At 42.0% G+C, this 22980-nt stretch carries 16 protein-coding genes, 1 pseudogene and 1 riboswitch; of the genes and pseudogenes, 13 read left to right on the top strand and 4 right to left on the bottom strand.

Annotated elements, in window-relative coordinates:
- Positions 1-36 precede the first annotated feature (36 nt).
- Entirely contained in the window at positions 37-2628 is a 2592-nt protein-coding gene (locus ACKTR2_RS03275) for a YfhO family protein (RefSeq protein WP_407882596.1), read from the bottom strand.
- Positions 2629-2773: 145 nt separating this feature from the next.
- On the opposite strand from ACKTR2_RS03275, the gene ACKTR2_RS03270 reads away from it, so the two are divergent.
- The 4 genes and pseudogenes from ACKTR2_RS03270 to ACKTR2_RS03255 all read left to right on the top strand — a co-directional run bounded on the left by ACKTR2_RS03270 (position 2774) and on the right by ACKTR2_RS03255 (position 5953).
- Positions 2774-4528: a hypothetical protein gene (locus tag ACKTR2_RS03270; protein WP_407882595.1), complete on the top strand. Its 1755-nt coding sequence runs from the start codon at positions 2774-2776 to the stop codon at positions 4526-4528.
- A 41-nt stretch (positions 4529-4569) separates the two neighbouring features.
- Positions 4570-5100, top strand: a complete 531-nt coding sequence (locus ACKTR2_RS03265; protein ID WP_407882594.1) for a helix-turn-helix domain-containing protein — start codon at positions 4570-4572, stop codon at positions 5098-5100.
- Positions 5085-5309 (top strand): annotated as a pseudogene (locus tag ACKTR2_RS10650) (IS3 family transposase); the annotation flags it as partial. The gene ACKTR2_RS03265 and the pseudogene ACKTR2_RS10650, both read left to right, overlap by 16 nt.
- 245 nt (positions 5310-5554) lie before the next feature.
- Positions 5555-5953 (top strand): transposase, encoded by a 399-nt coding sequence (locus ACKTR2_RS03255; protein WP_456237528.1) that lies wholly within the window; start codon positions 5555-5557, stop codon positions 5951-5953.
- Between the two features lie 23 nt (positions 5954-5976).
- Here the strand turns inward: ACKTR2_RS03255 and ACKTR2_RS03250 are convergent, their stop codons facing one another.
- On the bottom strand, positions 5977-6507 hold the full coding sequence (locus ACKTR2_RS03250; protein ID WP_407882592.1) for a hypothetical protein: 531 nt from the start codon (positions 6505-6507) through the stop codon (positions 5977-5979).
- 234 nt (positions 6508-6741) lie between these two features.
- Between ACKTR2_RS03250 and ACKTR2_RS03245 the strand changes: the two genes are divergently transcribed.
- From ACKTR2_RS03245 to ACKTR2_RS03230, 4 genes are all read left to right on the top strand, one after another.
- Positions 6742-7893: a serine hydrolase domain-containing protein gene (locus ACKTR2_RS03245; protein ID WP_407882591.1), complete on the top strand. Its 1152-nt coding sequence runs from the start codon at positions 6742-6744 to the stop codon at positions 7891-7893.
- 193 nt (positions 7894-8086) lie between these two features.
- The gene (locus ACKTR2_RS03240; RefSeq protein WP_407882590.1) at positions 8087-9883 is read left to right on the top strand and encodes a glycerophosphoryl diester phosphodiesterase membrane domain-containing protein; all 1797 of its coding nucleotides are present in this window, start codon (positions 8087-8089) and stop codon (positions 9881-9883) included.
- Between the two features lie 237 nt (positions 9884-10120).
- Positions 10121-10218, top strand: a riboswitch (purine riboswitch).
- Between the two features lie 142 nt (positions 10219-10360).
- The gene (locus tag ACKTR2_RS03235) at positions 10361-10969 is read left to right on the top strand and encodes a xanthine phosphoribosyltransferase (protein ID WP_407883426.1); all 609 of its coding nucleotides are present in this window, start codon (positions 10361-10363) and stop codon (positions 10967-10969) included.
- Positions 10953-12290 carry a nucleobase:cation symporter-2 family protein gene (locus ACKTR2_RS03230; protein WP_407882589.1) on the top strand — a complete coding sequence of 446 codons (1338 nt, stop codon included), beginning with the start codon at positions 10953-10955 and terminating at the stop codon, positions 12288-12290. The genes ACKTR2_RS03235 and ACKTR2_RS03230 overlap by 17 nt, the downstream gene beginning before the upstream one ends.
- 87 nt (positions 12291-12377) lie before the next feature.
- Here ACKTR2_RS03230 and ACKTR2_RS03225 read toward each other — a convergent pair whose 3' ends face one another.
- A complete protein-coding gene (locus ACKTR2_RS03225) occupies positions 12378-13349 on the bottom strand; it encodes a GMP reductase (protein WP_407883424.1) in 972 nt (323 codons plus the stop codon).
- 210 nt (positions 13350-13559) lie between these two features.
- On the opposite strand from ACKTR2_RS03225, the gene ACKTR2_RS03220 reads away from it, so the two are divergent.
- From ACKTR2_RS03220 to ACKTR2_RS03200, 5 genes are all read left to right on the top strand, one after another.
- The gene (locus ACKTR2_RS03220; RefSeq protein ID WP_407882588.1) at positions 13560-14882 is read left to right on the top strand and encodes an adenylosuccinate synthase; all 1323 of its coding nucleotides are present in this window, start codon (positions 13560-13562) and stop codon (positions 14880-14882) included.
- On the top strand, positions 14879-16180 hold the full coding sequence (gene purB / locus ACKTR2_RS03215) for an adenylosuccinate lyase (RefSeq protein ID WP_407882587.1): 1302 nt from the start codon (positions 14879-14881) through the stop codon (positions 16178-16180). Before ACKTR2_RS03220 ends, purB begins: the two co-directional genes overlap by 4 nt.
- A gap of 255 nt (positions 16181-16435) precedes the next feature.
- Entirely contained in the window at positions 16436-18172 is a 1737-nt protein-coding gene (locus tag ACKTR2_RS03210; RefSeq protein WP_407882586.1) for an ABC transporter ATP-binding protein, read from the top strand.
- On the top strand, positions 18169-20076 hold the full coding sequence (locus tag ACKTR2_RS03205) for an ABC transporter ATP-binding protein (protein ID WP_407882585.1): 1908 nt from the start codon (positions 18169-18171) through the stop codon (positions 20074-20076). The genes ACKTR2_RS03210 and ACKTR2_RS03205 overlap by 4 nt, the downstream gene beginning before the upstream one ends.
- A 1-nt stretch (position 20077) precedes the next feature.
- Positions 20078-20935: a hypothetical protein gene (locus ACKTR2_RS03200; protein ID WP_407882584.1), complete on the top strand. Its 858-nt coding sequence runs from the start codon at positions 20078-20080 to the stop codon at positions 20933-20935.
- Between the two features lie 90 nt (positions 20936-21025).
- Here ACKTR2_RS03200 and ACKTR2_RS03195 read toward each other — a convergent pair whose 3' ends face one another.
- Positions 21026-22243, bottom strand: coding sequence for a DUF2075 domain-containing protein (locus tag ACKTR2_RS03195; protein ID WP_407882583.1), 1218 nt, complete (start codon positions 22241-22243; stop codon positions 21026-21028).
- Between the last annotated feature and the right edge of the window lie 737 nt (positions 22244-22980).

Below are 22980 nucleotides of genomic sequence, written 5' to 3'. Positions count from 1 at the left end.
CATGTGATCAAATTCGGAGTTTTTTATTACAGATTTTTATGATTTTTGTCGACGCTTTTGAAGAGTGAAGAGTATAGCCAAAATGATTAAAGAAGCGATACTAATAATCAGGCCTGCCTTAAGACCGCGTGGCACGAAAGAGAGCTTAATTAAGTTTTTACCAGTGCGTGGAAGTTTAAAGGTAATTAAGGCGCCATAAGCCTTTGATATCGGATAAGGCTTGCCGTTAATGGTCAGATGCCAGCCAGCATCAATGGGCAAGGTTAATAGAATTGACTGATTTTGATTTCCATAAACAGTAGTTCTAATGTGATTTCCGCTAACTCGTTGGGTTTTTACCTTGTTTTTAATATCAAGTAATGCATTTTTCAGAGTTGATTCTTTAGGAGAACTGGCAATTATTGGTTGATTAATTTGTACATTTGGTATTGTTGGTTTAATGGTAATCATAAAGGGAATATTCTTAGTTCCTGAACCTAGGTCTAAGACGCTGTTCTCACCGAAATTATACGTGACTAATGATTTTTTGAAATCGTTTCGTTGAATGTTGATTGGCGCCCATTCAAGGAAATTAGGAAAGTTGGTTGCAGGTAGGGCAAGATAGACTTCCCCATCTTGAGTTGGTGTGACGCTATATTTGAGGTTAGAAACTGCCTGCACCTTTGCAGGAGACATAATCTTCCTAGCAAACAAGCCAGTTGCTAAGATATTTTGATTTTGAAAAACGTTTTCTACCGAGGCGTTTAGTTTATCACTAGTGTTGTTTTTCTGCAGCGGAAATAACAGTGGTAGCGCCTCTGTGTGATGAGTGACAGCAAGTCCTTTTCTATTATTTTGCTTAATTTTTGTATCAGCATATGATACAGGTTGAGAATGGCCCATGTAGTCGTCATTATCAATCGCACTTGATAAACTTTGATGAGGATCACTGACAATGTTACTGATGCCAAAATAATCGTCAATAAAATTACTACTGCCAGCACTATAGTTGGTCCAATTCATATCGCGTAAATAGCCAAGGTTACCCATAAATTGCTTAATGTTATTGGGTTCCGAACTGCTGTAATGACTAACACCTGGGAAATTAAGCAATAAAGGATCATTATTACTTCTTGAGAAATCCATTTCTATTCTGTTATTGGCTCTTGTTAAACGCGGCAATGAATTTAAAACCGGTGCAGTATAATTTACAAATTGATTAAAGGTGTTCGTAGTGGGTGGGTTGTAATTATTAGCTAGTACGTGATGATCATTGATAGTAACGTTAATTAGATTTAGTAGAAGAAGACTGGTTGTCACAGCAATTAATTTTTTAGCGTTTTGATGGGCGTTTGTTAACCACAGAACTAACATAAAATTAAGTAATAACAAGCTTATATTAACGATGCTAAATTTCAGAGTTAATAACTGCGGGAATTGTCGATGATAAACGACGATAATGATCAATGCATTGATCATTAAAAAAGCGGGTTGATTAATTCCAGCTTTAAGTGCATTTGCTCCTTGATAGGCCAAAATTGTTGTTAAAAAGACAATTGTGAAAGCAAAACGGCCGTCAAAACCAATGGGGGGTGTTCCCCCGTGCCAGAAAACAGCAAGGGGCGTAAACCAAGTGCTGAGACCCATAAAACATAAAAAGCCGAGGCTTATCAATCGATGCTGTATGGGGATACTATTCGCGCAGTAATATGCAATCAATAAAACTATTATAAATGTGGATGAGTAAATGAGTGGCGCATTGTTGAAATCGCTGCTCATATTTGCGCCATATGTTCCGGCTAGAAAGGATCGGCCGAAGCCTTTTATTGCATTGAATTGGGTGAGGGGATGAACAAAGGCCGAAAAGGATTGTTTTTTAGCCCCGCGAAGTGAAATTAACGTTGGTAACCAGATAATTGTTGTTAAGCTAAGTGAAGCAAAACCTGCAAGTATGTATTGACGCATACGCTGCCAAAATAAGTCTGTGTTGAACCGGGTTAACTGCCGGTATATTAACCAAAGGAAGCTAAATACGCCAATCATAAACGCGATATAATAGTTTAAAATTACAGATGCGCTTAGTGTCACAATGAACCAACGCGATTGCCCCGTTTTAATTAGGTAATCAATAGCTAATAAAACCAATGGGAGCAAAATGAAGCCATCAAACCACATAATGTTCATTTCGAAGCCGATAAAGAAAGTTGATAGAGCGTAACTTGTTGTCAGGGATAAACGAAGCCATGGCAACAAACGGGTATTAAGATTCGGTGCAGGTTCCTGTTTTAAAAATAACCCCATTGTTAGTCCGAGCAAGCCAATTTTTATCGTCGTAATCACCACAATAGCTTGATTGATGGCTGTCAAAGGTACCAGTATAAAAATCAAATTCAAAGGTGACATCAGATAGTAGGTAACTAAACCAAATAGATTCCCACCTAGTGTAAATGAATATGAATACCATGAATGCTGGGAGACAATGTGTTTTAACGCTGCAAAGTAACTTACATACTGGTTATTCATGTCACTACGCAGTGGAGAAATATTGCCGAATGGTGTGATGTGAGCAGCTGCTAACAGAACTGAGAAAATTAAGATTGGTATTAAAAAACTGGCTATATAAAAAAAGATCGTATGTTTAGGTTTCACAATATCCCTCCAATATCACTTGTTAGATTGTTTTATTAGTATATTGCAATCATTAGAATTTATGAAATTTTATATAAATTAATTCTATTGATTGTCTGTTTTTGATTATAATTTAAACTAGGCAGAAAAAAGATGGGGATACTTCATGAAAACGTTTAAGCAAAATGGTTTATTGTTTATCTTCTTTGGTATTAGTGCAATTGCTTTTGGATTATTAATTTTCCCTCCATCAGGGTTGTTGGTGGGAAGCGATCGGGCATTTCATTTACAACGGTTGTTGGAAATTTATGGAAATTTAAAACAAGGGCACTTAACATATATTTCGACACAGGCGTTTGGTAACGCTGGCCAAGGAATTAATTTTTTCTATCCATGGCTTGGGCTAACCCCCTTTTTAATTGGCTTAAAAATTGCGGGACCACACATCATTGCATTGGCGCTTGGAGAAGCGATCATTGCTTTTTTGGGCCTATGGATGAATTTCATAACAATTCGCTTATCTGGATATGCGTGGCGTACTGGTGTTATTTTTGCTACTGGCTATGTTTTTTCAATTTACTTGATTGAAGATAACGTAGGGCGGTTTGACTTGGGCGAATCTGTGGCGATGCTCTTTTTTCCCTTAGCTATTTTAAGTTTTTATCATCTCATTTATCAGTCAGAACATAATTATTTTGGAAAATTTACTTGGGTATTTTTAGGCTTTAGTCTGGCATTAATTACGCAGACCCACTTCATGACCGCCTTTATAACGTTTATTGGATTTGGCTTATCCTTGATATATTTCATTATTGCTCGACGGATATCTTGGTCAGCGATATTACGTTTGTTTGCCGCTTCAATTCTGTATATGGTTGCGACGTTAAATTTTTGGATTCCCTTTTTCGATCAATATCTACATACTAAGATTTTATCGCCACCAGCAACTAATTTTGGAACACAAAATGGTCTGGCACTTAGTCAAATAATTAACAATTCGCTAGATACACGAATTGAAGTCTATCAGCTACAATTTGGCATATTGATCGTTGTTGGCTGTCTGGTATTGATTTCTAAATGGCGTTATTTATCGCGGATTGTTAGGATTACTCTGATCATCGGGTTTGGATTAACGATAATGTCTACGGATATTTTCCCTTGGTCATTAATGACCAAGACTGTTATCAGTCGACTTCAGTACTCGGGACGAATGATGCCAATGGCTAATTTCTTTCTATGCTATGCCATTGCTGTCGCTACCGGTAACTATCTGAGTTCATTGGAAAAATCTCCTAAAATAGTTAACCGGTTAACATTGGGTGCTATTATCCTGCCTGTTATTTTAATGGTGAGCGTAACGACCACGTTAATTAATACGGAAAACAAAATTCATAAAGATCAAACCAACACTGTGTCTGCAACGAGCACGATGCAAAATGTAACTAGTAATAATTTTAGAATAACAAATGCAGGTTTTAAAAATGACATTGGAGCATCTATCTATCGTGATTATATTCCGGACTATGGGCTAGATCGGCAAGCCTTATTGCAAGTTGATCGGCATCTGCTTTTGGTTGGTAAGCAAACAATACGGCCGGAGGATATTCATGTTGGTGCCAATACTGTTGTGTATAAATTAGAAACGAAGAAGCCAGTAGTACAAAATACAACAGTTCGCCTGCCATTTTGGATTTATAATGTTCGAGAATACCGAGTCATCGTAAATCATCACGTCTCGAAAGTAACATTAGATCGATATCATTTGGCTCGGGTTCGACTCGTTAACAATAAGGTTTTTAACACAATTCAAATTGAATTTGTCCCGCCTAAAATTTATAAAATTTCATTTGTTATTAGCATTCTCACATTACTTTTTTGTTCATTAGTGATTCTGACTTTGCTTTTTACTAATCTGAAGTGAACCCCCAGAGTTGGACAAAATCCAACTCTGGGGGTTTTACTATGACCAAATATAATTATGAATTTAAAGCAAAAATTGTCGCAGAATACTTAGCAGGCGCTGGCAGCACGACGTTAGCCCATAAATACCAGATTCCAAAATGCGGTACGATTCTTGAATGGGTCAAGAAGTTCCAAGCCTATGGTGTTGAAGGGTTAGAAATCAAACATGTTCAGCGTGTCTATTCTAGTCGCTTTAAGCAACAAGTATTAAACTGGATGAAACAACATCAGACTTCCTATGCAGTAACTGCGTTACATTTCAACATACCAAGTGACACGACAATTTTATCTTGGCAAACGCGGTTCGAGCAATTTGGGATCGAAGGTCTGAGCACACAAAAGCGAGGACGTCCAGTAATGAAAAAACATAAGCGACCAACAAAAGCTCCTAATGATGATTCAGATGCATTAAAGAAGTTACGTGAAGAGAACTTGATGTTAAGAATTGAGAACGCCTACTTAAAAAAACTAGATGCCTTAGATCGGGAAGAAGAAACTCGAGAGAAGTCGCACAAATCATCACAGAACTAAGGCAAATCTTTCGAGTTTCACTAGCACTAGTTTTAAAGATTGTTCACCAACCACGTAGTACCTACTATAATGCCAACAAAAATGACACGAGCCTGATACCAATTGACACTCAGTTAATCCAAGCGATTGATGAAGTTAAGCGTGCTAATAAGCACTATGGTTATCGTCGCGTAACGGCTGAATTACATCAGCAAGGCTTCAGTGTGAACCATAAACATGTCTTACGTTTGATGCATCAAATGGGTTGCCTATCGACAGCCTACAATCGTAAAACACGTAAGTATAATTCCTATCAAGGGCAAGTGGGTAAACTCGCTCCCAACCGACTACGACGACGTTTTGAGACAGATCGACCCTATCAAAAATTAGTCGCGGATGTGAGTGAATTTCGTTATGGTAGTCAATTAATGAACGTGTCTATTTAGAGCCAGTGATGGACTTATATTCAGGTGAAATTTTAGCTTTTAATATCAGTGATCATCCAACAGTGGCCTTCGCGATTAAACCGCTTCAGGAAGCACTGAATAAAGTAGCGGGACGATCGTACCGCACGACAGTTCATACGGACCAAGGGTTTCAATACCAAAATACGGCTTGGCGAAAAGTATTAAAACAGCATCGTGCTTTCCAAAGTATGTCTCGAAAGGCAACATGTTTAGACAATGCGACAATGGAATCATTTTTCCACATCATGAAAGCCGAGCTGTTCGACCAAGCTTATCCAACCAAGGCAGCATTAGTTCTAGCTATGACTGATTGGTTGGACTATTACAATCAACGCAGAATCAAAATCAAATTAAAAGGTAGATCACCAGTTCAATACCGGCAGTCTACCTCTCAATCAGTCGCTTAATTTAATTGTCCAACTTAATGGGTTCACTTCAACAAACAAGCTTTTTTGAATTTATGCTGATTGAATGAAAGGATTAGTAAAAGAAGTGCAAAGGTGATAAAAATTGGTGCAATGTTAGCATCTAATACCCAACGACCAGACATGAATAGTCCAGGTGCAGTAACCATGCATAGCGTGATGGTAGTGGCTAATAGTTTGTTTTCAAACGCATAATATGTGTAAATAACAATGCTTAGCATAGCTAATAGTGTGAGTACAGCAAAGGGTGCTCTAAACACAAACAATGAAAAACCAAATAATCGGATGAAGGGGACGACGATCCAGCTATAAACGGCGGATTGTCCCTGTCCCCACGTACTAGCAAAGTACATAGAATGGTGAAGACCATTGATATCAGTTCCAAAATTGGCTTTACTGATAACTTCATTTATGTAGTCAGCCTCGTCCATGAAAACGCCAGGAACTTGACCAATTCGGTAAAATAATAGGATTGTAAAGATAATAAACATGGTTACACATGATGCAAATGCAATATAATCTGACTTTTTCTTCATAAAATTTAAAACCTCAGAGGCGAATTGTTTTATATAACTTTAGCTCATTTATTTTCTTGTTCATAGTTTTGAAATGAAAAATAATTCAATATCATGTGATGCTTGTTCCACGTGAAACAGCCAGTCTTTGAGAAATGAAAATAGGTATCTAAGATGAGCTTTGTTATAATGGTTCACATTGGAAAATTAATTAAAGCGGATGGGACTGAACCCAGCTGTTTATAAGGAGTCATCATGTCCAGACCAATGCGAATTAGCTTGATTTTAATTACTGTCGGTTTGATTAGTTTATTAGCTTGGGGCAGCGTATATCATCAAGTGCGTCAGACGACCAAAGTCGAACATGTAGTTCATCACCGCAGGGCCAACGCTAAGCCAGCCCACAAATGGTCCACGTTAAAGTTACCGAAGACCATTAATCAACAAGAGACCACGACGTTGAATCAGCAAATTAGTGACATGCATTTTGTTGGATCTGTGCTGATTGTGCGTGGTGGTAAAATCACTTATGAACGGCAGTTTGGACAAGCCAATGTGGCGAGGAAACTACCAAATCAAGCTTCGACGGCTTATGCAATTGATTCAATCCAGAAAATTGCAACAGGTGCGCTAGTGATGCAACAGATTGAACAACATCACTTGTCGATGACAGATCATTTAAAGCGCTTCTTTCCTGAGGTGCCACATAGCAATGAGATCACGATTCGCCAAATGCTAGATATGACCTCTGGGTTGCGCATGGATGGTCCAGTCGGCCCAACAAATTTACAAACGGACGATCAAATTGTCGATTATGACGTCCATCATGTGATATTTGATCCAGCGCTTTATAATCAATGGCAATATTCACAAGTCAACTACAATCTCTTAACTGGTGTGCTGAAGAAATTGACGGGGAAATCGTATGAACAGCTATTTAATCAACAAGTGGTTAAACGACTTGGTTTACATCAAACGGTAATGATGCCTTCAGACCGACTACAAGTGGCGGTTGCATATGCGGGTACGCCGTCTGGGGATGTTGATTACAATCGAGCAGTCGTTACGCCAGCGGCACAATGGCATGATGAGGTCGGAACGGGGCGGGTAGCCACTTCTGCTCGAGATCTATACGGAATGATTAGTGGCATCATGGCGGGAAAAATCATCTCTAAACAAGCTGTAGCGCAACTATACCAGTCCGGTAGTCGCAGCACTTACGGTGGTGGCACATACAATCTGTATGGGGCGGCTGTCAATCATGGCCTAGGATATGGATATCAATCGATGAGTTGCGTGTCAAAAGACGGCAAAAATGCAGTTATTATGTTAAGCAACAGCTTTCGGTCGCGGTATAGTTTTAAGCCATTTGCAGAACAACTTTATTTGAAATTGTTTTCAAATTAATTTCTTTGACCACCAAGTGATTGGTGGGCTTTTTCGTTGAGCGGCACCAGCCTACTTTCGATGTTTTGGCAGTTATCAGCAATTAATTAAGCATGTCAGTCGCTGCCTGTTTGCTAGGGCTGATCGGAAGTTAAAATCTGTACAGATTTTAGAAATCAGGTATGATAATTCTAATAATCAAGGGGGTCTGGGGATGAAGGGGACTAAACGAACTAGCATTTGGCGGTTTACGCGAGCGTTTTGGTATTTTTTTAAACATTATTCATTTACAGCTATTGTCGTCTACGCGGTGCTAATTCCTACCTTTTCGTGGTTGGGAGCCGCCATTTTACGATGGAGCAATATTGCCTATTTGTCTTATACGAATTTTGGCGCTGTGGTAGTAGCGCATCCGGGCGCGATGGCCAGTCTGCTACTCTTATTGCTAGTGATTCTGGTGGGCATTTATCTTCAATTTGCATACTTGTTACTGATGGTGGCCTATCGACGTAAGAATCAACGACCAACGATTCGCCAATTGGTGAGCGAGCTTTGGCGGCGACTACCACGTTTGTCACTCGGAACCTTTGGCTTTTTTGTCCTTTATTTCATCTTGATCGTGCCCTTTGGTGGGAGTTTTATTCGCACACCACTGTTAGCAAAAGTTCAAATTCCAGCCTTTATTTTGGAATTCATTACGACCAAACCTTTACTGTTAGCAGCGCTGATTTTAGTTTATGCGTTCGGATATTATTTTGGTCTGCGCCTATTGGTTGTGATTCCATTATTAATGTTCAAACGAAATTCTGTTAAGCAGGCCGTCAAAGAATCATGGCGACAAACGAAGGGATCGTTTTGGTGGATAACACTACGAATTATCGGCATTATCGTCAGTGCAGCTGTATTGTATTTGGTTCTTTTTATGGGCTTTTATGGCGCGCAAACGTGGTTCGATCAACAGAATCATATCACTGCTTTGACGGCGGCCATCGTTAATTTCAATTTACTATCATTATTAACTTACACGGTCTCGATTTTAACGACAGTTTGGGTATTGGATTTGAGTTTACAGGTTATGCAACGCTACGATGTTGGCGCATTAGAACAACTGCCAGATTTGCCCCATATTATTGCTAAATCCTGGTGGCGGGTCAGTATATTTGTTGCCTTTGTGGTGGTTGCGGTTGTTTTTGCTGGTTACGGGTATAGCTACTTTGATGGATTATTGGAAGTTAATCCCCAGACATTGTCACATCGTGGTGTTAACGATGGCAATGGCGTGCAAAATACGATCCCTGCATTAACAAAAACGCACCGAGATCATCCTAAATATGTTGAAATGGATATTCGCGAAACTAAGGATCACCATTTTGTTGCCATGCATGATGATAATCTGATCAATTTAGCGGGTAAAAATGAAAAAGTTGATCAACAGACATTAGTTCATTTGACTGCGACGACCATTCACGAAAACGGTTATTCCACCAAAATTGATTCGTTTGATCAGTATCTAAAAGCGGCACACGCGATGCACCAGAAATTATTGGTTGAAATTAAAATTGATTCTGATCAGGATCGTAAGGCGCTGGTGAATCGTTTTATTGATCGCTATGCGGACACGTTATTGACGCATCACGACATTATCCATACTCTTGATTACGGCATTGTGGAACAATTAAAGCGTGAGCGTCCAGCATTAACGGTCGGATATATTTTGCCGTATAACTTCGTTGGCGTCCCACGCACGCGAGCTAACTTTTTCACAATGGAATACAGTACGTTAAACGATCGCTTTGTTTCAGCGGCCCATCGTGATCACAAACGCGTTTTTGCGTGGACCGTTAATGATGAAGATGACATGGACCAAATGATGCGTTTGGACGTCGATGGGATTATCACGGATCAATTGAGTACACTAAAAAGTGAAATTTCGCAGCAGAAGCGCGACCATAATTATGCAGATCAACTGCTTAAATATGGGACCGAGGTTCTTTATCAGCAACCACGATAAAGTTGAGCTTCGTTTTGGTGAGGCCGCTGACTATTACTCGGCCTAACTGACTTACACGCTGCATAAACGTGCTCGCCAGACCTGAGCCCTGTGCACAACCAACAATCGCCACCGGGCCAAAAGCGCCCAATCGCGATTGTCTGTTGTTGCTCGGTCTCATAACGGTCTGGCTCACACTCTGATCTTAAAAACCTTTGCACGAATAAAGTTGCTGTGTTAAGGTGGACAACATAAATTAATACGTTGAGCGACAACGCTTATATATGGTCATAATACGGATGGCTGTCTCTACCCAGAACCTTAAACTCTGGACTATAAGCAAAATGAGCTGTCTTTAGTGAGCTCCTTTTGCGGATTTCCGTAAAAGGAGCTTTTTGTGTCTGATCATTTAGATTAAGCTCATCTGTCAGATCCACAGTGGTTCTCAACGTGAACACATGGCATTGATTCAGCAAGCTATCAGAGGAGGGGACCATTATCAAAGAATTAGAGCAACGAATTGAGACAGAAGGTCGCGTATTAGGCGATGATATTTTAAAAGTAGATGGTTTTCTTAATCATCAGGTCGATCCAAAGTTAATGCAAAACATTGGTGAGGCATTTGCTGATCGCTTTGATGGGCTTGGCATTACTAAAGTCCTGACAGTTGAGTCCTCAGGCATTGCCCCAGCTATGATGACTGCTTTATCATTACAAGTTCCCCTAGTATTTGCACGTAAACACAAGAGTCTGACACTCACGGATAATTTATATACGGCGACAGTTTATTCATTTACAAAGCAAGTAGATAATCAGATTTCGATCTCACGTGATTTCCTTTCAGCTGATGATCATGTCCTTATTATTGATGACTTTTTGGCAAATGGGCAGGCAGTTAATGGGTTATTAGAAATTATTCATCAAGCCGGTGCAACTGTCGGCGGCGTAGGGGTCGTGATTGAAAAACGCTTCCAGCGTGGTCATGCCCTGATTGAAGAACAAGGCATTCCGTTACTTGCATTAGCCAGTATCAGTGGTTTTGAACAAGGACATGTGATTTTTGCTGAAACCGAAGATAAGGAGTCGACGAATGTTGAAAAAGGTTAATACCGCTCGTGAGTCAAAAGCAGCCATGTTAGGACTTCAACACTTACTTGCAATGTATTCAGGCGCTATTTTGGTTCCTTTATTGATTGGTGGTGCATTGCATTTTAACAGCAGCCAAATGACTTATCTTGTTTCAATTGATATTTTTATGTGTGGGTTAGCCACCTTATTGCAGTTACTGAAGAATCGCATGTTTGGGATTGGTCTACCAGTTGTTTTAGGTTGTGCGGTCCAAGCTGTAGCGCCACTACAGATGATTGGCCAACACTTTACGATTGGGACGATGTATGGTGCGATTATTGTTGCCGGGATTTTCGTCTTTGCGATTGCTGGTGTTTTTGCAAAGATTCGGCGCCTATTTCCACCGCTAGTAACAGGAACGGTTATTACGGTTATCGGTTTAACGTTGATTCCGATTGCATTTTTAAATTTAGGCGGTGGCGATGTCACTGCTAAAAACTTCGGCTCACCAGTTAACTTAGGGGTTGGCGCCTTAACCATTGTCGTCATTCTGGCTTGCAATATCTGGGGTCGAGGCTTTATTCGTCAGATTGCTGTCTTAATCGGGTTATTAGCAGGTAGTTTAGCCGCAGGATTAGCAGGGATGGTTTCAGTACGGCCAGTCCTAGAAGCGAGCTGGTTCCATTTTCCACAACCCTTTTACTTTGGCATGCCCCATTTTGAACTCTCCTCTAGCTTGACAATGGTCATGATTGCCTTGGTATCGATGGTTGAATCAACAGGGGTCTTCTTTGCTCTTGGCGATTTACTCAATCGACCAGTATCAACAGCAGATCTTAAAAAAGGGTATCGCGCTGAAGCGTTAGCGGTGATGTTAGGCGGGATCTTCAATACCTTTCCTTATACTACGTACTCACAAAATGTTGGATTAGTGCAATTATCTGGCATCAAAACGCGGCGCCCAGTCTTTTACGCAGCTGGCTTCTTAATGTTACTAGGGTTACTACCTAAAGTAGGCGCATTGGCAACTATGATTCCTGTGCCAGTTATCGGTGGTGCAATGGTCGTGATGTTTGGGATGGTTGCGATGCAAGGGGTTCGTATGTTAGGCCAGGTAGATTTTCGAAACAATAAGAATATTCTGATTGCCGCGGTTTCCATCGGCTTAGGTTTGGGTGTCACAGTTCAACCAGCTATTTTCCAAGCTTTACCGAAAACGGCTCAATTGATGCTGAGTAATGGCATCGTGATGGCTAGTGTGACTGCAGTAATTTTGAATCTATTATTAAAACCGGAAGAAGAAACTGTAACAGCAGCCCCAACGGCTAGCGAGATTGAACAACCTGTTTCGCATAACTAAGCTTACTCGGTTATTATGATCAATAAAAAATGGCGGTTCGTCTGTGCACTGATTGTGCAGGGCAACCGCCATTTTTATGTGGATTAATTAATCACCAATGGTAATCGTGTTACGAACTAAGACATAGTCAACTGTCTTTAAAGCTGTTAGGTCATTGCCGCCAGCGTAAGAAATGGATGATTGTAAATCTTCACCCATTTCGGTGAGTGTATCTTGGATATCGCCACGGTAAGGCACCAGCATGTCTTTACCTTCGACATTTTTGTGTGCGCCTTTTTGCTGGGCAGAGGCCGACCCATAATATTGTTTGAAATGACGATGGTCAATCACGAGATCAGTACCTGGCGATTGTTTGTGGCCAGCAAATAATGAACCGACCATGACCATGCTGGCACCGAAACGAAGTGACTTAGCGATATCACCATTATGACGAATGCCCCCGTCGGCAATGATTGGTTTACGAGCGGCTTTAGCACACCACCTGACAGCTGCGAGTTGCCAACCGCCAGTTCCGAACCCCGTTTTAAGTTTAGTGATACATGCTTTGCCCGGTCCGATACCAACTTTGGTGGCATCAGCTCCCGCATCTTCTAGTTCACGAACGGCTTCGGGTGTTGCAACATTACCAGCAATTACAAAACTATCTGGCAATCGTGATTTAATGGCGTGAATCATTTCAATAACTCGGTTTGAGTGGCCATGAGCGATGTCAATGGTAATGAAGTCAGGTGTCAATTCAGCGGTGGCTAGTTCATCGATGAGTTGGTATTCTTCTGGCTTCACGCCGACACTGATCGAACTGAATAAGCCACGTTCGCGCATGGCTTGTACAAAGGCTAAGCGACGTTCTGGGTTAAAACGGTGCATGATGTAAAAGTAATCGTGCTCCGCTAGCCAGATTGCTAAAGGCTCGTCGATGACGGTTGCCATATTAGCAGGAACAACTGGGAGCTTAAAGTGGTGTCCACCAAATGTTGTTGTTGGATCGGCTTGAGATCGACTGTCGATCAAACATTTATTGGGAATGAGCTGCACATCTTCGTAATCAAAAATTTCCATCACGTGGCGACCTCTTTCTAAATCAATCGTTGTAAAGTTCGGCAACGGAAACTAAGATAAGCGTTTTTAGGATGTAAGTCAAATGTTTCAGCAATATAAAAGAACGTTATAAAAAGAAACTGATTAGTTCGTTCGATTTTTGTTGATAAACTGAACGATTTACGTTAAAATCAAGCTTGTTGTTCGAAAATAAAACGTTGAGGTGAAAAAATGACAGCAGTTGTGATTGTTGGTAGTCAATGGGGCGATGAAGGAAAAGGAAAAATTACAGATTTCGTTAGTCAACGTGCTGACATGATTTCTCGGTATCAAGGTGGTGACAATGCAGGCCATACCATCACTTTTGCTGGCGATCGATACCAACTCCAATTGTTGCCATCTGGCATTTTTGAATCTGATAAATTATGCCTAATTGGTAATGGGGTCGTGTTAAACCCGAAGACATTGTTAGCCGAAATTGATTATTTACATGGACGAGGCATTAAAACTGATAATTTACGAATTTCTGATCGAGCACATCTCATTTTTCCTTATCATATTTTGCAAGATCACTGTGAAGAGATGAGTAAACAAGGCCATAAAATTGGGACAACCAATAAAGGAATTGGGCCAGCCTATATGGATAAGGCATCAAGGATTGGCATCCGTGTGGCTGACCTGCTTGAACCGGAAACGTTTAAAACATTATTGCAACGTAATTTAACTACTAAAAACAACTTGCTGGCGAAGGTCTACGGTGCACAACCACTGGATTTCGACACGATTTATCAAGACTATGTCGGTTACGCAAAGCGTTTAGCCCCATATGTAACGGATACGTCAGTAGTTATCGATGAAGCCTTGACTAAAGGCGAACGCGTCTTGTTTGAAGGGGCGCAAGGTGTGATGCTGGACATTGATCATGGCACATACCCTTATGTAACGTCTTCGAATCCAATCGCTGGTGGCGTGACGATTGGTAGTGGTCTTGGACCAAGCAAAGTTATGGCGGTGGTGGGTGCGGCTAAGGCCTATACATCCCGTGTGGGGGATGGTCCATTTCCCACGGAATTGCATGATGAAATTGGCGATCAAATTCGCGAGGTCGGCCATGAGTATGGGACGGTGACTAAGCGTCCTCGGCGAATTGGTTGGCTTGACACGGTTGTCTTACGTCATGCACGACGGGTTTCAGGTTTGGACTATTTGGCGTTGAACTGTTTGGATGTTTTGACTGGTTTGCCAGAATTAAAAATTTGTGTGGCTTACGACCTAGATGGTGAGCGGATTGATCGATATCCAGCTGGGCGACAGGCCTTATTACGCTGCCAACCAGTTTACGAAACGTTGCCAGGTTGGACCGAAGACATCACCCAGTGTCGAGAATTTTCAGCATTGCCAATAAATGCACAACGATACGTGCAACGGGTGGTTGAACTAGTTGGCACGGATTTGGCGACTTTGTCAGTCGGACCTGACCGCGAACAAACGATGATTTTGACGGATGTTTGGCAAAAGCCGAACATTAAGGTTGAAACGGCGGTGACTGAATGATTGATCGATACGTTCGTTCGGAAATGGAGCAAATTTGGTCACAGGAAAACAAGTTACATCAGTGGTTGGCCGTTGAACTCGCTGCTTGCCAAGCATGGGCCAATGCCGGTAAAATTCCTCAGGCTGATGTGGATGATTTAAAGGCACACGCGACCATTAATGTGGATCGGATGGCCGAAATTGAAGCGGAGACGCATCATGATGTCGTTGCTTTTACGCGAATGCTATCAGAATCACTTGGTTCGGAACGAAAATGGGTTCATTATGGCTTGACGAGTACCGATGTGGTCGATACGGCGCAAGCTTTGCAGCTAAAGGCTGCTAACACTTTGATCAAAACAGATTTAGAAACATTACGTGACACGTTGATTCGGCAGGCAAGACGCTATAAAAAGACCATGTTAATGGGTCGAACTCATGGCGTTCAGGCTGAACCGATGTCGTTAGGCATTAAACTTGCGCGATGGGTGGATGAACTAAACCGAGATTTGAATCGCTTTCAAGTGGTTAGTGATGAATTGGCTGTCGGTGAGTTGAGTGGTGCGGTAGGAACGTTTGCCAATATTCCACCGCAGATCGAAGCAGATGTTTGTCGGCAGTTAGGTTTGCGCCCGCAGCCCGTCACCAGCCAAGTTCTACCACGCGATTTGCATGCTCATTATTTGAGTGTCTTAGCACTCATTGCGACCGGATTGGAAACCTACGCCACTGAGATTCGTGGTCTTCAACGTTCAGAGATTCATGAAGTGGCTGAACCGTTTGCCAGTGGTCAAAAGGGGTCTTCGGCGATGCCCCACAAACATAACCCGATCGGGTCAGAAAACATTACGGGCTTGGCACGTGTAATCCGTGGGTACATGGTGACTGCCTATGAGGATGTGGCTTTGTGGCATGAACGCGACATTTCTCATTCATCAGCCGAACGGATTATTCTACCGGATGCGACGGCGCTGTTAGATTATATGTTGCATCGATTTAATCGGATTATGGACGAACTTGTCGTGGATGAGCAGCAAATGCTGGCCAATATTAACGCGAGCGGTGGACTGGTCTTTAGCCAGCAGGTTTTGCTTGCCCTGATTGATACTGGTCTAAGTCGTGAAGTAGCCTATGATCACGTACAGCAGTTAGCTAATCTGGCAATGTCGACCGGGCAGTCCTTTAGGCAGTTGGTCACTGACGATCGGTTCATTAAAGAACATTTAGAGTCGAATGCAGTTGAAGCGGCGTTTGACCTGCAGCGCCACGTGCAATACGTTGATGAAATCTTCAGTCGAGTAGGCATTCCTACAGATTAGAACAGAATCACCGGAAAACACTTGTCACAGTGGTAAGTGTTTTTTTTATTTAAAACAGTTTCCGTTAGAAACAAATGGTGCTATACTGCTCGCTGGTTGCTAAAATTGTGGCGTCACTGATATTTATTGAGCCACTAATTTGATGAATTTTGGAAATCCACAATTAAGTCGACTACAAGCGGTACAAAAAGCGTATAATGGCTTGCTGTCGTTATGCACAGTTACATAGCTAGATAAACAGGAGGAACGTGCTAAATGCTAAAAATTGCAAGAGGCCGAATTTCATCATGGGCAGTCCTCGGGGCGGTCTTTTTCATGATCATTCAGGTCATCGCCAATCTAAATTTACCCAGTTTGACGTCAGATATCGTCAACAATGGGGTCGCCAAAGGGAATATTGGGTACATTTGGCGGATTGGTTTTGAAATGATTGCTTTTTCATTGCTCTCAGTTGGAGCGGCGGTCGTCAATGTGCTGTTGGCAGCACGCTCGTCACAAAAATTGGGGCAAAATTTACGAAGTGACATCTATCGTAAAGTGATGAATTTTTCAAACGATGAATTTGATCAAGTTGAAACATCTTCTTTAATTACGCGGACCACCAACGATGTGGTGCAAATTCAAAATGTCACGATGATGGCGTTACGGATGATGATTATGGCACCAATCATGCTGGTGGGGGCAAGCTTCTTAGCTTATAACAAGAGTCCCCAGCTATCTTGGATTTTTGTGGTCGCTATCCCCGTGTTAGTCCTCTGTATTGGCTTAATTATGGGTCTGGCAATTCCACTTTTTCGCGCGATGCAGACGAAAACGGACCGTTTAAACTTAGTCTTTCGTGAAGGATTAACTGGGGTCCGCGTGATTCGGGCTTTCCGACAAGATCGATTTGAACAAGATCGTTTTGAAGCTGCCAACCAAGACTATACGCAAAATTCGATCAAGGTTAATACGATTGTCGCCTTTGCTTTTCCCGTGATGACTTTGATCATGAGTGGCACGAACATCGCAATTGTCTGGTTTGGCGGCCAATTAATTAGTTCGCAAACAATGCAAGTTGGGAACATGATCGCGTTTATGACTTACGCGATGCAGGTCTTAATGAGCTTTATGATGCTGGCGATGATCATGGCCTTTCTACCACGGGCCGCAGCCTCAGCAACACGAATTCAGGAAGTTCTTTCATTAGAGAGTCATATTACTGATCCAAAAGAAGCCGCAGCTCAAGTAGCTGAAGCGCCAAAAGCTTTGGCCTTTGATCACGTTGATTTTCGTTATCAGCAAGCTGAACAGACAGCGTTGACGGATATTGATTTTAACGTCCACGCAGGTCAAACTGTGGCAATCATTGGCGGCACGGGTTCTGGTAAAACAACGCTCGTTAACTTAATTCCTCGTTTCTTCGATGTGGAAAAGGGGACTGTTAAAGTCAATGATGTGGATGTACGGCAACAAAATTTACATCAATTACACGGTGAAGTTGCGATGGTCCCACAAAAAGCAACCTTATTTACGGGCACTATTCGTGACAATTTGAAATTTGGTAATGCTGATGCGACAGATGATGATTTGTGGCAAGCTTTAGCCATCGCGCAGTCATCTGACTTTGTTAAAGAAGAGGGCGGTTTGGATGCCCATGTTGAGCAAGGTGGGGACAATTTTTCTGGTGGTCAAAAACAGCGGCTGGCGATTGCTAGGGCATTGGTTAAACAAGCTAGTGTGTATGTCTTCGATGATTCATTTTCAGCATTAGACTTTAAAACGGACGCTGCCTTACGAGCGCAATTACGCGCCGATCAGCAAATTCAGCAAAGCGTAGTTGTCATTGTCGCTCAACGAATTGCGACGGTGGCTGATGCCGATCTTATTTTGGTGTTAGATAACGGCAAATTAGTGGGTAAGGGAACTCACGATGAACTACGTGCTAACAATGTCGTTTATCAAGAAATTATGAAATCACAACTACGTGAAGGGGAGGCGGCCTTATCATGAGTGAAAATAAATCGAAAAGTTCAACCCCAACTTCACGTCCGATGGGTGGCCATGGTCCCGGTGGTCATGGTGGCCCCGGTTTAGTTGAAAAACCGAATCATTTTTGGCGAACTTTTGGCCGCTTGTTACGGTACATGTCAGATCGCTGGCTAGGGATGGTCTTGGTTTTAATCTTTGCCATTACGGCCGTTATTTTCCAAATTCGGACACCTAAAATTTTAGGACAAGCCACGACGGAAATCTTCAAGGGCATTATGAAGGGAACCGCGGAACAAAAAGCCGGTATTCCCATGAGTGGTTTTCCTATTAACTTCGGCAAAGTTTTGAACATTGTTGTTGTTGTATTGATCATGTATCTAGCTTCGGCAATCTTCAACTTTTTACAACAGTACATTATGACTCGTATTTCTCAACGAACCGTGTATAAATTGCGGCGTGAGTTTAAGGGTAAAATGCGCCTGGTTCCGATTAAGTATTATGATACCCACAGCAATGGGGATATTATGAGCCGGGCTGTCAACGATATGGATAATATTGCCAGTACGTTACAGCAAAGTTTAACGCAAGCGATCACGAGCTTAGTCACTTTTGTGGGGACTTTGTGGATGATGCTTACGATCAGTTGGCAGTTAACCTTGATTGCTTTAGTAACCATCCCACTGAGCTTGGTCGTTGTTGGGCTTGTAGCTCCTCGATCACAGCGTTTCTTTGGACAACAGCAGAAGAGCCTGGGACTGATTAATAATGAAGTCGAAGAGAATTACGCTGGTCATGAAGTCGTCAAAAGTTTCAATCGTGAAGACCGGGCCATTGAAACTTTTGAAAAGCAGAACGAAGTTTACTATGGCGCGGCTTGGAAGGCACAATTTATTTCCGGTGTGATCATGCCATTGATGATGTTTATTAACAACATTGGTTATGTATTTGTCGCGATCGTCGGTGGGATTCAAGTCGCCAATGGGAACGTAACCTTAGGGAATGTACAAGCTTTCTTGCAGTATACCCAACAGTTCTCTCAGCCAATTTCTCAGCTGGCCAACTTATTGAACACCATTCAGTCCACGATCGCCTCGGCCGAACGGGTCTTTGACGTCATCGATGAAGAAGAAATGACGGATACGAAGTCTGGACAGCCAGTGAAAACGGATGATCCGAACTTAATCACGTTAGATCATGTGAAGTTTGGTTATGGTGATGAACTGCTGATGACCGACTATAATTTAGCCGTTAAGCGTGGTCAACAGGTAGCAATCGTCGGACCAACTGGCGCTGGTAAAACAACGATTATTAATTTGTTAGAACGTTTTTATGATGTTTCCGGCGGGTCAATTCGGTTAAGTGGAACTGATACTCGCGATCTTGCCCGTGAAGATTTACGATCGCACTTTGCGATGGTTCTTCAAGATACGTGGCTATTTACTGGCACGATTTGGGACAATTTGAAGTATGGGCGTGAAGACGCGACCGATGACGAAATTTTAGCGGCTGCTCAGGCAGCGCATGTGGATGAATTTGTTCGCAAATTACCAGATGGTTACCAAACGATCTTAAATGAAGAGGCTTCCAATATTTCACAGGGGCAACGGCAGCTCTTAACGATTGCTAGAGCGTTTGTAGCCAATCCCGAGATTTTAATTTTGGATGAAGCGACTAGTTCGGTGGATACCCGGACTGAAGTACAGATTCAACATGCCATGGAGCAGCTTTTGGTCAATCGGACGAGCTTCGTCGTTGCTCACCGATTATCCACGATTCAAAACGCAGATAACATTATCGTAATGAATCATGGATCAGTCGTTGAGACGGGGAATCATAATGAGCTAATGGCTGCCAATGGTTTTTATGCGGACCTTTACAACAGTCAATTTTCTGGCAACATTTCGATGGACGAGGAGGCTAACTAAGATGCGACGAAATTCATTATTAATTGTGACAGCCGCGGTTAGTTTGCTGGCATTAGCTGGTTGTGGCCGTGCCTCACTATCAACAACGAAACAAACTTATCGCGCCAATGTACTGGTGGCACCAGTAAAAGGCCACACGAACGCCAAGACCGTGACTTATCAGATTGATCAACAAACGCCTCACAAGCAAACGGTTCACGACGGGACCTTCGTCATTCAGGTGCCGAGTACCACCAAGCGCCAGCAAGTTAAGCTGAGTGCTAATGGTAATCATCAGACTGTCCAAGTGGCGGCGGTGAAACCACTTACCAATTATCAAAGCCTGCAACAGGCTTATAATCAGGCATTGACCGGTTCGAAGATGTCCCCAGCTGCGCAAAAGCAAGCCGTAACCTTACAAAAGGCTGCCGCACAGTTAAAACAACAACCTAATCCGGAATTGGCGGCTACTGTTCAACAGTTACAACCACAAGTTCAAGCTGCGATGGCACAGGCTAAGACTGCGGCCAAGGGCCAGCTATTGCCAGTAGCCACACCGAAAAATGGCTTGCATGACGTGGTCAGCACAAAAGTTGTTCAAACACGGATGAATGTACAAGATGGTCAAGTTATGGCAGCATCAATGATGGTGCCAACTAAAGCTTTTAAGTCCAAAGCAGGCCAAAAAGAATTTGGGACGAGTTTTGCCCTAATGGCTGGTACGACTGGTGCGGATGCAAAGAAAGTGATGAAAGAATTTGGCAAGCAAACGAAAGCGGCCAAAAAAGGAAATACAACGGTTCATCCGATCTATTCGAATGGCGTGAAATTTACGTTTGGCGTTTCGACAAGTAAAATTTATCTGTTTATGGAAAAATAACACTTTAGTATTAGTATGAAATAGCTGGCTTGACCCAGTAAGCAAACGGCAGCCAATCACTGTAAAATCAGTGATTGGCTGCCGTTTAATTTATTCGCTTAATTCCCGTAAACGTTGGTGTAACGCTGGCTGACTAGCATACAGATATAAGCCTTTCACGCCGCGTTTCATCAAGACGTTTAGAACGTTTAACGTTAGTTGTTCATTAATTTGCTGGCGCTCTTTTGGATCTGACAAATCGTCGCGTCGTTTGAAGACTTCGGGGTCAGTGACACGACTTGGATCCACGATTAATCGATCGGTAACAGGGTTGTAATCAAAGGGCGGCCCGATAATCACCCCGACATAATTTAAGTCGAAGCCTTGAACGGTGTAAATTGAGCCAACCTCGTTAATTGTGCTGGCTTTTTCAGCCCAAGCCGTGGTTTGGTAGTTGTATTGATCCCAAGGTAGTTTAAAATGGCCAGCGGTGACAAAGTGCTGCCCACCATCGAGTTTGGAGGGATACCCAGATGTAGCGACGATACGAGATAGGCCCATTTGCTCGTTTTTGTTGCGAATCTGCTGATACATTGTTTGAGCATCGTCAAAAATTTGCAAATCATATTGACCTTGATGCAGTGGCAAAGGCAATAGTTGGCGACTAGTAAAGGCGTTAATCCAGTCAACTACAGATGAGTCGGCATGCATACGAAATTGTTCGTGTAGTTCGAAATCGGCGTGGGGAATTGATCCGATCAATTGTCGAAGGCGATGTGTATTCCAAAAGCTCTTTGTTTTTAGAACCTGGTTAGCGTCAAAGACGATAATGACGACCTTGGCAAGTTTTAAAAGCTCACATAATTGATTCTGTTGGTCGAAATTATTGTAGCGGTCAGGTCGTGACAACAAAAGATGTGCTTCATCAACGATGATAATGTCGGCACGCGTGTGTTGTTTGTGCGAACGGTTGATGAACGATGTCGGTCGATCAAAGTCCTTCTTTCGCAAATTGGGTAAAGGACCTGCAAGTTCCTTATAAACTTTGAGAATTTCCGGATGATTAACGAGAAAAATATTATTTGTTTGATAAAACGGACTCTGTGGGTCAGTTCGAGCTGCCGCTTGTAATGTATTAAATAGATGACTGAGAACGACGCTTTTGCCGGTTCCCGCCTCACCACGAATCGTAAAAATGCCCGGTTTGAAAGAGCCGGTTTGCAACCGTTGTATGCAAAAAGTCAGAGCTTTTTTAACCAGTTCCGACTGCTGAGGTGATAAAGGTTGATCTGGTGCCAGTTTGGCTAGTGCTGAATTATTGTTACTCACATTAAACTTCCTTATTGATGTTTTACGTTATTTTACACCCTTAGACTGTTAGCGCGGGGGCGATGGGTGTTGCTAATGATGAACCCAGCGTTGGCATTTCTCCACTAGCCATTAAGTTAAGCTGGTCAGCGTGCTCTGGATCATTCTTATTGGGTACATGTAGCTAATGTGGGGGAATGTATATTTGGATAGAATTAGTAGGTCAAATTCTTTAGTTAATTTCATATTTTTACGCTACTTCCTTATGAAAAATGGTTTTTGCATAATATAAAGCTAAAATGGTATAAAAGTAAATGAATATGAATAATATCGCTGTTTTGTTCTAGAACAATGCATATGTTTGCCAAAATGAATTCGACCGACGAGTTCGATATTGGTAATCTTTGAACGATGTTGAATATTTTCTTGATAAAATGCTTGACCCAACTAGAACAGATTGATATAGTATTACTTGCTGTTACGGAAGAGCGAGTTATTGATAAACAGATTTCAAAAAAATGTTCATTTAATTGCTTGACTCCTAGTTGATAGCATGATACACTAATTAAGTTGTCACATGGCAACAAAGTAGATCTTTGAAAACTGAACAACGTTTCGACGAATCAAATGTGTAGGGTCTTTGAACTTCGGTTCAAAGCAATACAAATTGTGAAGTCAATTCACTTTATAACCAAGTAACAAAAACAAGAGCTATTTCAAATAACTCATTAATTTGAGAGTTTGATCCTGGCTCAGGA

Source organism: Furfurilactobacillus curtus (assembly GCF_045862785.1).
Taxonomy (GTDB): Bacteria; Bacillota; Bacilli; order Lactobacillales; family Lactobacillaceae; genus Furfurilactobacillus; species Furfurilactobacillus curtus.
Note: the sequence above shows the minus strand (reverse complement) of the source record. Positions and strands in the feature narration are given on the sequence as shown.